Origin of the sequence: Microbacterium sp. LMC-P-041 (assembly GCF_030209555.1) — a bacterium.
Classification (GTDB): Bacteria; Actinomycetota; Actinomycetes; order Actinomycetales; family Microbacteriaceae; genus Microbacterium.
Window position 1 is genome coordinate 209,013 of sequence record NZ_JARVRV010000005.1, and the last position, 12,464, is coordinate 221,476.

General features: G+C 70.4%; 8 protein-coding genes and 1 other RNA gene. 5 read left to right on the forward strand and 4 right to left on the reverse strand.

Translation table 11 applies throughout. The annotated features are described in order from the left end of the window. Positions 1 to 28: 28 nt before the first annotated feature. The 4 genes from QRN21_RS11160 to QRN21_RS11175 all read right to left on the reverse strand — a co-directional run bounded on the left by QRN21_RS11160 (position 29) and on the right by QRN21_RS11175 (position 7,482). Positions 29 to 2,284, reverse strand: a complete 2,256-nt coding sequence (locus QRN21_RS11160; RefSeq protein WP_285364108.1) for a transglutaminase TgpA family protein — start codon at positions 2,282 to 2,284, stop codon at positions 29 to 31. After that, entirely contained in the window at positions 2,271 to 3,482 is a 1,212-nt protein-coding gene (locus tag QRN21_RS11165) for a DUF58 domain-containing protein (protein WP_285364110.1), read from the reverse strand. Before QRN21_RS11165 ends, QRN21_RS11160 begins: the two co-directional genes overlap by 14 nt. A gap of 13 nt (positions 3,483 to 3,495) precedes the next feature. After that, positions 3,496 to 4,485 carry an AAA family ATPase gene (locus tag QRN21_RS11170; protein WP_056279820.1) on the reverse strand — a complete coding sequence of 330 codons (990 nt, stop codon included), beginning with the start codon at positions 4,483 to 4,485 and terminating at the stop codon, positions 3,496 to 3,498. Between the two features lie 87 nt (positions 4,486 to 4,572). Continuing rightward, a complete protein-coding gene (locus QRN21_RS11175) occupies positions 4,573 to 7,482 on the reverse strand; it encodes a DEAD/DEAH box helicase family protein (protein WP_285364113.1) in 2,910 nt (969 codons plus the stop codon). Positions 7,483 to 7,532: 50 nt separating this feature from the next. Here QRN21_RS11175 and ffs point away from each other — a divergent pair. From ffs to QRN21_RS11200, 5 genes are all read left to right on the forward strand, one after another. Continuing rightward, positions 7,533 to 7,629: signal recognition particle sRNA small type (gene ffs / locus QRN21_RS11180), an RNA gene on the forward strand. A gap of 43 nt (positions 7,630 to 7,672) precedes the next feature. Then, positions 7,673 to 8,290 carry a rhomboid family intramembrane serine protease gene (locus QRN21_RS11185; RefSeq protein WP_232224462.1) on the forward strand — a complete coding sequence of 206 codons (618 nt, stop codon included), beginning with the start codon at positions 7,673 to 7,675 and terminating at the stop codon, positions 8,288 to 8,290. Next, positions 8,287 to 9,021 carry a hypothetical protein gene (locus QRN21_RS11190; protein WP_285364116.1) on the forward strand — a complete coding sequence of 245 codons (735 nt, stop codon included), beginning with the start codon at positions 8,287 to 8,289 and terminating at the stop codon, positions 9,019 to 9,021. The genes QRN21_RS11185 and QRN21_RS11190 overlap by 4 nt, the downstream gene beginning before the upstream one ends. A 60-nt stretch (positions 9,022 to 9,081) precedes the next feature. Next, positions 9,082 to 11,205, forward strand: coding sequence for a phosphate acetyltransferase (gene pta / locus QRN21_RS11195; protein ID WP_056279828.1), 2,124 nt, complete (start codon positions 9,082 to 9,084; stop codon positions 11,203 to 11,205). Continuing rightward, positions 11,202 to 12,422, forward strand: coding sequence for an acetate/propionate family kinase (locus QRN21_RS11200; RefSeq protein WP_072591638.1), 1,221 nt, complete (start codon positions 11,202 to 11,204; stop codon positions 12,420 to 12,422). Before pta ends, QRN21_RS11200 begins: the two co-directional genes overlap by 4 nt. The last annotated feature ends 42 nt before the right edge of the window (positions 12,423 to 12,464 follow it).

The window sequence follows — 12,464 nt, forward strand, 5'->3', positions numbered from 1 at the left end:
CCAGCACCTTCGGCAGTCGCGGTACTACTCAGACGAGCAGCGGCACGTCGGTGCGGCGGCTGACGAAGAGCGATCGCGGCAGCAGGAACGCGTGGACCCTCGTCCAGCGATCGACGCTGCGGCGCAGTTGAGCCGTCACATCGATCAGAGCGGCGTCGAGATCTCGGGCCGCGCTCGCCGAGGGGCGCGCATAGCTCGCCTGCTCGACTGCGGCGACGAGCACTCTGATGGCGTCGGCATTCACGCCGCTGTCTCTCACGAGGTCATCGCCGCGCATGCGAGGGGTCTCGGCGTCCGACAGGGGTACGCGCAGATCCTGCATGCTCGCCCGCAGCTCGGCCCACGCGGCTCCGGCGTCACCGTCCCGCGCGCGCCCGCGTCGCGCGAACCGCAGCGCGAGACGAGCGAATGCGGGAATCAGCAGCACCACCAGCACCCCGAGCGTCGTCAGCACGACGGGAGTGGGGTCGAGCTGACGACGCTCCCCGGTTGCGCCGGCGTTGTCGCCGGCATCCTCACGCTCGAGCTCCGGTCCCGAGGTCTGCTCGGTGCTGGGAGCCGCCGTCGGAGCGGGCGTCGCGGCGCCGCCCGTCCCCCCGCCCGTCGTCGCCGCGGCGCTGAAGGCCGTCGGAACCCCGAGAGACGCCGTCGGTTCGAACGGGACCCAGCCCACGCCGGGGAAGAGGACCTCGGGCCATGAGTGCAGCTGGTCGCTCGAGACCGAGTACACCGCCTCATCGCCGCGCGTCGTCTCGGTCAGCGCCCCGGGGAGGTACCCGACGACGATGCGCACCTCCATGTCGAGGCTCTCCGCCATGAGCGCGAACGCCCCGGCGAAGTGGATGCAGTATCCCGACCGCACCTCGAGGAACTCGGCGACCGCATCGGCTCCGGTGCCGTCGAAGCCCTCATCGACAGGGGTCTCGAGAGAGTAGGCGAACTGGCTCCGGAACCACGACTGGAGCGCGACCAAGCGGTCGTAGTCGTTCGTGGCGTCCGCCGTGACCTCGGCCGCCGTCTCGCCGATCACGTCCGGCAGGTCGACCGGCTCGGCATCGGGGTCGACGATCGGCGAAGCGGCGGGAAGCGCGCGGATCTGCTCGAGAGTCGGTGAGACCTCGAGCGACCGCACCGTGTAGTCGTTGCCGACGGCATCCCCGTTGCGAGACGCGAGAGTGCGGTTCTCGGGGCTCACCCGCCAGGCGGCGGAAAGTCCCTGCACGCCGGTCGCGGGGTACGGCACGGGGAGCCATGAACTCGACATCCGGATCACGCGGATGGAGGTGTTCTGGTCGGTCGTCTCGATGTCGTCCGCCCACTCGTCGGGGCCGAATCCCTCGCTCTGCGCCTGCAGGTCGCCGCGATCGGGCTCCCACACGCGCCCGTCGAACGACGACAGCGTCGTGAGTCGCAGGTAGGGCGCGGTGTCCGCCGTCGTCGCCAACGTGAGCACCTCGACAGGGTTCGGCTGTCGCAGGTCATCGCCGAGGCGCAGCGACGCATCGACGGTGACCCCCGTACCTGTACCCGTGAGAGTGGCCGAGACCGGCAGCACCGGTGCGACGATCACCGTCGCCGCGAGCGCAGCGACGCCGACGCCGGCGGCGACCGCCACGGATGTCCGCCGCGGCGAATCGGGATTCTGCGCCGCCGTGTACCGCAGTAGCACGAGGATCAGGATGCCGAGCAGCACGAACCAGACGACGTTCACACCCCCGAGAGTGGCGATCATCGGCATGGATCCGACGACGGCGGTGAGGAGGCTGGCGAGGATCGCGCCGCGCTGGGCGACGAGCTGGTCGAGCAGGATGGCGACGACGCCGAACCCCAGGCCCATCACCGCCTGGAGCCCCGGTGATGCGGCGAGCGGGGCCGAACCGAAAGCGATCTCCTCCCAGGCGGCGGCGGCGAGAGCCTGGAAGGTGTAGAACGTCGCTTCGGTGGGCACGACGCCGAACACCGCGGTGTCGCCCGCGACGAGCAGGATGACGGTGCCCATCACCACCAGGATCTGGACGGCGATCGTGACGAGGTCGCGTGCCCAGGCTGGACGGCCGCGCATCAGCGTGCGACACGTCATGCCCGTGAGCGCCGTGACGACGATCACGGCGAGGACCGCGAACGACCAGCTGCCGGGTTCGATGACCGAGGTGAACGGCCACATCGCGACGAGCCCGGCCGCCGCAGCCAGCACCGACGGCAGGACGGTGCCGACGGGCAGCTCGTGCTCGCGGTGCCACGACAGGCGGGATCCGCGTTCGGCCTGTCGTTCAGCTCGGGACATCGGTCGCTCCCCGGTGGTCCGCGGTGCCGCCGATGCGGTCGGGCAGCACGTCCTCCCACGCCTCTGCGATGTCGTCGCCGAGTCTCGCGAAGCGCCAGCCGGTCCGCTCGGCCGCCGCGACGACGCCGGCGCCCGGTGCGGTCGCGAACAGCATCGGCGCTGCCGCTCCGGACGGGCGCAGCAGGGCGGCATCCTCGTCGTCGATCTCGCCTGTGATGTAGACGAGCGGACCCGGAGGTGTGCCACCGACCAGAGTCGGAAGGTCGCGGGGCTCGCCGCGCGGGCCGACCAGCGCGAGGGCGACGAGAAGGCCGTCCCGATCGTCTTCGTGGCCGCGCAGCGTGCCCAGCAGAGTCCCGCCGCTGTCGATCACATCGACGCCGTATCCCTCCTGCACGAGGTGCACGGCGACGGAGGCGCACATCGACACCGCGGTCTCGAAAGCGGGGTCCTCGGCATCACCCGGGCGCGCCCAGCGTGCGGCGCTGCGGTCGAGGATCACGAGAGCGTCGGGGCTGGACTCCTCCTCTTCCTGCCGCACCATCAGCTGTCCGCGATGCGCGGTCGCCCGCCAATGGATGCGGCGCATCGAGTCGCCCGGGATGTAGCGGCGCGGCGAGAGATTGTCGCTGCCCTGCCCGAGCCGGCTCGAAGACGTGTGCGCGGTCCCGCCGGCGGCCCCGACCTTGACGGTCAGCGGCGCGAGCGTGAACACCTCAGGGACGACGGTGACCGTGCGCGTCTCGCCGAACGCCTGCTCGCGCTGCGCGAGACCGAACGGGTCGACGGTGCGCACCACCAGTGGGCCGATCGGCCACACGCCGCGACGGACGCCGGTGATCAGATAGGTCAGCTGCCCCGTCTCGGACGGGTACTCGCCCGCCGAGTCGCCGCTCACCGCGGGCGGCAGCACGTCGCGCCAGAGTCCGCGGGGAACGCGCAGGGCCCGCAGGGTGAAGCGCAGGGTCACTCGCGAGGTCTCCGACACGGTCAGCAGGTCGGTCGAGACCTGCCGCGTGACGGTGCCCGTGCGCCGCGGCAGCCGCACGACGAGAACCGAGAAGACGGTGAGCACGAGAAGGAGGATGCCGATGTAGAGGAGGATCGGCGCGCCCAGCATGTTCGCCGCGATCAGGCAGCCGAGACCGGAGAGGAGCGCACCCGTTCCCCGCAGGGTGAGGGTTCGACGGCGAGGCATGGCGAGCGGCGGGTCAGGAGCGCGCGGTCACGGGCACCCGCACGCGCTCGACGATCTGCCGCAGGGCCGCCTCGACCGGCTGGGCTCCGGCGCGGTGCGCGCCGCGGGCGGGAAGGAGTCGGTGGGCGAAGACCGGGACGATCAGCGCGGTCACGTCGTCCGGGATCACGAAGTCGCGTCCGTCGAGTGCCGCCCACACCTTCGCGGCGCGGATCAGCTGAAGAGTCGCCCTCGGGCTCGCACCCAGGTGCAGATTGGGGTCGGCTCGGGTGGCCTGCGCCAGAGCGACCGTGTACTCCTCGAGCGCCGGCGCGACATGCACGGAGCGCGCCCAGGCGATCAGTCCCGAGATCGACGCCGCGTCGGCGACCGCTCGCACCGCGGCGAGCGGGTTCACGGTGTCTCGCTGTCGCAGCATGAGCGCCTCGGCCGCCGCATCCGGGTAGCCCATCGAGATGCGCATCATGAAGCGGTCGCGCTGTGCTTCGGGCAGCGCATAGGTCCCCTCCATCTCGAGCGGATTCTGGGTCGCGACGACCAGGAACGGATCGGGCAGCATGTGGGTCGACCCGTCGACCGTCACCTGCCCCTCCTCCATGGCCTCGAGCAGCGCCGACTGCGTCTTGGGTGACGAGCGGTTGATCTCGTCGGCGATCACGATGTGCGCGAAAACCGCGCCGCGTTTGAACTCGAACTCGCGATCGACGGGGTTGTAGACGCTCACGCCCGTCACATCGCCGGGGAGGAGGTCGGGAGTGAACTGGATGCGGCGGACGGTCGCATCCACGCTCGCGGCCAGCGCGCGTGCCAGCATCGTCTTGCCGACGCCTGGCACGTCCTCGATCAGCAGGTGTCCCTCGGCGAGCAGGCACACGAGCGCGCTCCGCACGGCATCCGGCTTGCCGTCGATCACCCGTCCGACGGACTCGACGATGGCAGACGTCTGCGCGGCGAACTGCTCGGCGTCGACGACGGCCGGGATCAGGGGCGGGTTCTCTGGCATGCGTTCCCTCTCGCGTGGGCGCTGCGGTGCGCGTGAACCGATCGTAACCCGGCTGCCTACGGTTGGGGTGAGAACCGGCGTCGGGCATCAGCCCCAGACACGAGCCCGGGGTTCTGCGGGGTCCACCCGGCTGTCGGCGCTGCGCGCGACACGCAGCAGGGCGAGTCCCTGCACCCCGCTCAGCTCGTGCAGTGAGCACGTGCCGATCAGGGCCCGCCAATGGTCGCAGAAGCGCTCGGCGTCTCCGCGCCGCCGGGCGATCAGGCGAGGCACTACGAGAAGCGTGCGTCCGGGGGAGAGGCGGTCGGCGAGGCGTTCGAGCACCCGGACCCGCGGCAGCCCGGCCGCGTCGATGCGCAGCAGGAACCGGGGTGTGCGCACCGGTGCGAAGAGCTCCTCGACGGCATCGGCGATCACGCGTGCGTCCGAGACGGAGCCGCCGAGCTCGATGCGGATGCAGGTGGGGTCGGCGTCGTCCGGCCGCGCAGTGATCGCTGACTCGTCGATCCGCCCGACGCGTCCTGCCTCCTCCAGCGTGCGGGCGACGGCGACCGCCGCGGCTCGGTAGATCTCGGCCGGCCGCGAGCGATCGCGCAGAGAGCGGACGAGCATGCGCACAGCGGATGCCGTCGCAGCGACAGCGCCCCCGATCAGCGCGAGCGCGACCCCGAGGGCAGGGGCGAAGGAGACCCCGAAGAGCGCGAGCACGGTGACGAGCACGCCTGTCGTCGCGGCGCCGGCGAGGAAGCCGCCGACCGCTCCCGCCCTCGCCGTCTGCGCGGCGCGAAGCAGTGGGGCGCGGGTCGTCCGACGGATCGACACCGTCTCCCGTTCGTGGGCACGGTACGGCTCGCCGATCCGCCACTCCTCCCTCGTCCGACTCCGAGAGGGCCACTGCGCGCGCACGAGGGCGCCGAGATCCGCGATCGTCGTCGACGGGTCCTTGTCGAGCACACGAGTCCACGCCTCGACGGCGGGTGCGGTGAGTACATGACCCAGTCCGCTGACGATCCGGCCGTCGCCCTCGGCGCTCAGCCCCCACAGATGCGAATGCCGACGACGGAGTCGCAGGGACTCGGACGCATCGTCGAGGTCGACGTGCGACGGGATCAGGCAGACGACCGACCAGTTGTGCGCGACCTTCTCGGGCCATGCCGGATCGAGCCTCAGGGTGCGCCCCCGCAGCTGCTGGGTGCCGGATGAGGTGGCCACGGTCGTGAGATCGACGAGGGTGTTCACCGACGGGCAGTCCCAGCCTTCGCCGAGCAGCCCCCGGGTGCCGACGAGCAGGCGCACATCGCCTCGGCGGATCAGCTCGGACACGGCCGCGACGACTCGTCCGCTTCCGGCGGCGCGCACCTGCAGGTCGCGCACGGGACCGGTGCCCTCCGCGATGCCGACCGGCTCGCCGAGCAGTTCGCCGAGCGCGACCGCGATGTCGGCGGCGTCGTCGGCGCGGACACGCAGGTGCTGCGAGGTCAGCAGCACGGGGCGCAGTCGGGAGGTGACAGCGTCGACGGCGAGGAGGCCGAACGTGCGGAGCGCCCCGGCGGGTGCGTCACCGGCCAGACCGCGGCTGTTGCCGTGCTCGACGAAATCGGTCACGACGACCGCGCGGATCCGATCGCCGTCGGCGCCGGCGAGTTCTCGCTGGAGGATCTCGACGGCCGCGTGGTCCTTGGCGGCGGAGAACGCCAGAGTGGTCTCGATCGGGTTGCGGCCGCGTCGGATACCCCGGTCGGTCAGCGCGTACCCGAAGTCCGCGAGCGAGCGCCGCACGTACTCCCACTGGCGCACGGCAGAGGGATCCGAGAGCAGCCGTGCCTGGGCGAACCGTGACAGGACCGTCAGCAGGTCGTCGGTCGTGCATCGGTCGAGCAGGGCCGGCGGGATGGAGGCGATGAGCGGATGCTGCGGAGAGACCTCGCGCAGCACGAGAGCGCATGACCGGGTGAGGGCGAAGTCCGTCGCGAAGGCCCGGTCGAGGCGGGCGAGCGGGGTCTCGGCGAGAGAGGCGTCCTGCGGGTCTGCGGGTTGGAGGTGATGCTCGAGGTACGACAGCGCGTCGGGGGTCGACAGCACCTGCGTGATCAGGTCGTGCAGCAGCGATTCGTGCCGTCGGATGAACGCGGCCTCTGCGGGCATGGGCTCGGTGAACATCACGTGATCGCGATACGGAGCCAGGTGGCCCTCCTTGACCACCGCCGGTGTCGGCACCTCGTAGTCGACCTCGCCCAGGAGGTGGCTGTAGTTCTCGTACTCGGTCTCGTCGTCGGGCGACGGCAGGGTCGCGGTGAGGCCGATCAGCGTCGGCTCCGCGCCGCTCTCTCGGATGCGGACGACCAGATAGGCCACCACGATCGCCCAGTGGTCGAGCAGATGATGGCACTCGTCGAGCACGACCGTGCGCACCCCCGCCTCGACGAGTCGGTCGATGAGCGCGACGGCGTTCGGGTGCAGCACGCGAGCGAGCTCCGAAGGGCGCTGGCGGGTGAAACGCGAACGCAGTCGGCGCGCACGACTGCGGATGCCGGAGCGGTGGCGGGCGGGGTTGTCGACCGCCAGCTCGGCGAGCCATGTCGCGGCATCCGCCTCGGTGCGGCCGCTCGCGACGAGTTCCTCCGTCCAGATCGCCCTGGCGAGGTCGTCGAAGGGTGAGCCGTCTCCCGTCACGCTGAGCAGCTGATAGGTGAGCACCGTCAGGTCGCCGAGACGCTCGGGATCATCCGAGACGGCCGCCGCGTCCGGCGCCAGCTCCGACGCGGTGCGCACCCACTGATGGCGGATGGTCACCGTCGGCGACAGCACGAGAGTGCGGTGACCTTCGCGTGCGGCGAGCAGCAGGCCCAGCAGCGTCTTCCCGGAGCCTGGCGGGGCGACGATGTGCAGCGGGGCTGCGCCTCCCGGAGGGATCCGGTCGAGGACCTCGGCCTGGTAGGTGCGCAGCGTTCCCGGAAAATGCCACGTCGACAGGGGAGGGGCGGCGACGGGATCCATGACCTGCCCAGTCTGTCAAAGAGCAGGGGCAGACATCGGCTAGACTTGTCGACGGCTCTCCGCGTGGCGGCATCCAGGCCAATTCCCCCAGGGCGGAAACGCAGCAAGGGTAACCGGGCTCTGCTGGGTGCGCGGAGGGTCACTTTCTTTTTGTCAGGGTCCTCCGGGGCAGTCCTGGCAGGATCGTGACGTGACAAGGCCCGATGTGACCCGCACCGCCGACTCCCCCCGCTCCAGCGCTCTCGGCCGTTTCGCGGCGCCTCTGCTGCTCGTCGCCCTGATGTGGCTCGTGCAGCTCGTCGACGCGATCCTCCCCGGGTCCTTCACGGGCTTCGGTCTTCGGTCCTGGGACCTCTCGGGGCTCGGGGGCATCGTGGTCGGGCCTCTCCTGCACGCGGATTGGGCGCACCTGATCGGCAACACCGTGCCGCTTCTCGTGCTCGGCAGCCTCGTCGCTGTCGAGGGCGCCCGCAGGTTCTGGACCGTCACCGCATTCGCCGCCGTGGTCGGCGGCCTCGGCACATGGCTCGTGAACGCGCCAGGAGCATTGACCGTCGGGGCATCAGGACTCGTCTTCGGATACTTCGGATACACCGTGATGCGGGTCTTCGCGCCGGGACGAGTCGCTCATCGCGTGCTCTATGCGATCGTCGCGCTCATCGTGATCGGACTCTACGGCGGCTCGATGCTCGCCGGCGTCGTCGGCGTTCGCGAGGGCATCTCGTGGCAGGCGCATCTGTTCGGTGCGATCGGGGGCGGCCTCGCCGCGTTCGTCGGCAGAGGCGGACGCGAGACCCGCAGCGTATGAGCTCTCGGGGCGCGACCACGAGGAAGACGCCGTCGACGAGGAAGACGGCGGCTCGCAGGAAGGCAGGCGCCCGCAAGGCGACTGACAGCAAGGCGGCGAGTCGGCAGCGCGCACGCACGCACCGCGCGTCGCCGCGACGTCGAGCGCAGCGGCGGATGCGGCGGGCGAAGGTGCTGCGACGCGTCGCACTCTCTGCGGCGGCGGTGATCGTGGTCGCGCTCGCCGCGGTGCTGATCCCGCTGGGACTCGCCCACGAGAAGCCGCTGGCGATCTGCATCTCCGATCCGACCACGTTCCCGGAGGCGGGTGTCGCGGGCTGGCAGGGGGAGCAGCTCGAGAACGCCGCGACCATCATGCAGACGGCGACCGCGCTCGGCTTCGGTCGAGACGGGCAGATCCTGGGCGTCATGACGGCGATGGGCGAGAGCAGCCTGAACAACATCGACTACGGCGACTGGGAGACGAGCGGGTTCACGAACCCCGACGGCAGCCGGACGACGAGCATCGGACTCTTCCAACAGCAGCACTGGTGGGGTTCGGCCGAGCAGCGCATGGACCCGGCGACCGCCGCGACGCTGTTCTACGAGCGCCTCGCGAGAGTCCCCGACTGGCAGTCGATGGATCCGTCGCTCGCGATCCACCGGGTGCAGATCAACCTCGACCCCACCTATTACACGCGCTACGCCTCTGACGCCGCAGCCGTGGTCGATGCGCTCTCGACGCCCTGCTGAGCTGTTTCGCACGGCTGTCAACCCAGCGAGATCATGAGGTCGTGCACCTAGGGTGGGACTGTGGCGCAGAGCATCTACATCACCTCGGCCGAAGGCCATACCGGTAAGTCGACCATCGCCCTCGGCGTGCTCGACGCGCTCATGCGCGTCACCCCGCGGGTCGGCGTCTTCCGCCCGATCGCCCGGTCGGTGACCGAGCGCGACGACGTGCTCGAGCTGCTGCTCGCACACGACGGGGTGCACCTCGACTACGAGGACTGCATCGGCGTGACCTACGACGATGTGCGAGACGACCCCGACCGGGCGCTGTCGACCATCGTCGCCCGGTTCAAGGCGGTCGAAGCCCAGTGCGACGCGGTCGTCATCATCGGCAGCGACTACACCGATGTCGCCAGCCCCGCAGAGCTGGGGTACAACGCCCGGATCGCCGCGAACCTGGCGGCGCCCGTGCTGCTCGTGCTCAGCGGTCGCGATCAGCAGCGGCAGGCCGAGCAGCTGGGCACGACCACCGCCCGCACTCCCGCCGCGGTCGGACAGATCGGGGCGCTCGCGCTCGCCGAACTCGAGGTCGAGCGTGCGGAGCTGTTCGCGATCATCGTGAACCGGGCCGACCCCGATCGGCTCGACGACATCGAACAGGCCGTCGCGGCGGTGCGCCCGCAGAAGACCACGCCGGTGTGGGCGATCCCCGAGGACCGCACCCTGGTGGCACCGTCGATCGACGGCATCCTCGCCGCGGTCGACGGCCGGCTCATCAAGGGTGACCGCGACCGTCTCGCACGCGAGGCGCTGACGATCGTCGTCGCGGGCATGTCGATGGTGAACGTGCTTCCCCGGCTCACGGAGGAGTCGGTCGTGGTGATCCCCGCCGACCGCACCGAGGTGCTGCTCGCGACGCTGCTCGCGGATGCGTCCGGCACGTTCCCCCGAGTCGCCGGCATCATCCTGAACGGCCCCTTCCCGCTTCCCGAGCCGATCGTCCAGCTGCTCGACGGCTTCACCTCGACCGTGCCGATCATCGCGACCGACCTCGGCACCTACGACACCGCGGTGCGCGTGATGGGGGCCCGTGGCCGCATCTCGCCCGAGTCGCGGGGCCGCTACGACCGGGCGCTGGGGCTCTTCCAGACCCACGTCGACATCGCCGAGCTCACCACTCAGCTCGGTCTCGCGGAGTCGCGCGTCGTCACTCCGCTGATGTTCGAGTACGGCCTCATCGAGAGAGCACGCTCCGACCGTCGACGCATCGTGCTGCCGGAGGGCGATGACGACCGCATCCTCCGAGCGGCGGCGACCCTGTTGGCCCGGGAGGTCGCGGATCTCACGATCCTCGGCGACGAGTCGGCGGTCAGGGCTCGGGCGGTCGAGCTGGGCGTCGACATCTCGGCGGCCCAGGTGATCAGCCCGAACGATCCCGAGATGGTCGAGCGCTTCGCGGCCGAGTACGCGCGGCTGCGGGCGCACAAGGGCATCACGCTGGCCCAGGCCGCCGACACGGTCACCGACGTGTCGTACTTCGGCACGATGATGGTCCACCTGGGCCTCGCGGACGGCATGGTCTCGGGTGCCGCGCACACGACGGCGCACACGATCCGCCCGTCGTTCGAGATCATCAAGACCAAGCCGGGCGTCACCGTCGTGTCGAGCGTCTTCCTCATGGCGCTCGCCGACCGGGTGCTCGTCTACGGCGATTGCGCGGTGATCCCGGATCCGACGAGCGAGCAGCTGGCCGACATCGCGATCTCGTCGGCAGCGACCGCACAGCAGTTCGGCATCGAGCCGCGCATCGCGATGCTGTCGTACTCGACGGGGGAGTCCGGCTCGGGTGCCGACGTCGACAAGGTCAGAGCCGCGACCGCACTCGTGCACGAGCGTGCACCCGAGCTGCTCGTCGAAGGCCCGATCCAGTACGACGCCGCGGCCGACGCAGCGGTGGCGAAGGCGAAGCTCCCCGACTCGGCGGTGGCAGGGCGGGCGACCGTCTTCGTCTTCCCCGACCTGAACACCGGTAACAACACGTACAAGGCGGTGCAGCGATCGGCGGGTGCCGTCGCGATCGGCCCCGTGCTGCAGGGTCTCAACAAGCCGATCAACGACCTCTCGCGCGGTGCGCTGGTCGACGACATCGTCAACACCGTCGCGATCACGGCGATCCAGGCGCAGTCCGAAGGAGCGACCGCATGAGCGCGATCCTCGTCATCAACAGCGGTTCCTCGTCGCTCAAGTACAGCCTGATCGACATCGAGAACGAGAACGAGCTCGCGACGGGACTCATCGACCGGATCGGACAGGACCTCAGTGCCGTCCGCCACACGGTGCGTCCGGATGCCGGAGGGGATGCCGTCGTCACGATGCTCGATGCCTCGTACGACTCCGAGCAGCCCGTAGCCGATCACGATGCCGCGTTCACGGTGATGCTCGACCAGTTCGCCGAGCACGGTCCGCTGCTCGACGAGCATCCGCCCGTCGCAGTCGGACACCGGGTGGTGCACGGCGGGGCACGGTTCTACGCACCCACCCTCGTCACACCGAACGTCGAGGAGCAGATCGAGGAGCTCTCGGTGCTCGCCCCGCTGCACAACCCCGCGAACCTCGCCGGGATCGTCGCGGCGAGGGCGGTGTTCTCCGGCGTCCCGCACGTCGCCGTGTTCGACACGGCGTTCCATCAGACACTGCCTCCGGCCGCCTACACCTATGCGATCGACGCAGAGCTCGCCGCGGAGCACCGGGTGCGCCGATACGGATTCCACGGCACCAGCCACCAGTTCGTGAGCGAGTCGGCCGCCGCGTTCCTCGGGCGCGACCTCGGCACACTCCGCCAGCTCGTCTTCCATCTCGGCAACGGCGCCTCGGTGACCGCGATCGAGGGCGGCCGATCGGTGGAGACCTCGATGGGGCTCACTCCGCTCGAGGGGCTCGTCATGGGGACCCGGTCCGGGGATCTCGATCCTGCGGCGCTCGTGCACCTCTCGCGTCGAGCCGGGTACTCGATCGACGATCTCGATGCGCTCCTCAACACGCGCAGTGGGCTCAAAGGCCTCGCAGGGCGCAGCGACATGCGCGACATCCTCGCGGGCAGGGAAGCGGGAGATGCGGCGGCGACGCTCGCGTTCGACGTCTACATCCACCGGCTCAGGGCGTATGCGGGGTCGTACATCGCGCAGCTCGGCGGAGTCGACGTGATCTCCTTCACCGCGGGGGTCGGCGAGAACGCAGCGGCCGTGCGCGCGGAAGCGATGGCGACGCTCGGATTCGCCGGCGTGGAGATCGATCACGGGCGCAATGCCGCACGCCAGCGCGGAGTCCGGCGGATCTCGACGGACGCGTCCAGAGTCGCTGTGCTCGTGGTGCCCACGAACGAAGAGCTCGAGATCGCCCGGCAGACGTTCCGTCTGCTCTGACCGATACGCCCTCGGGGGTTACCGCTCGGTGCCGAGCCGCAC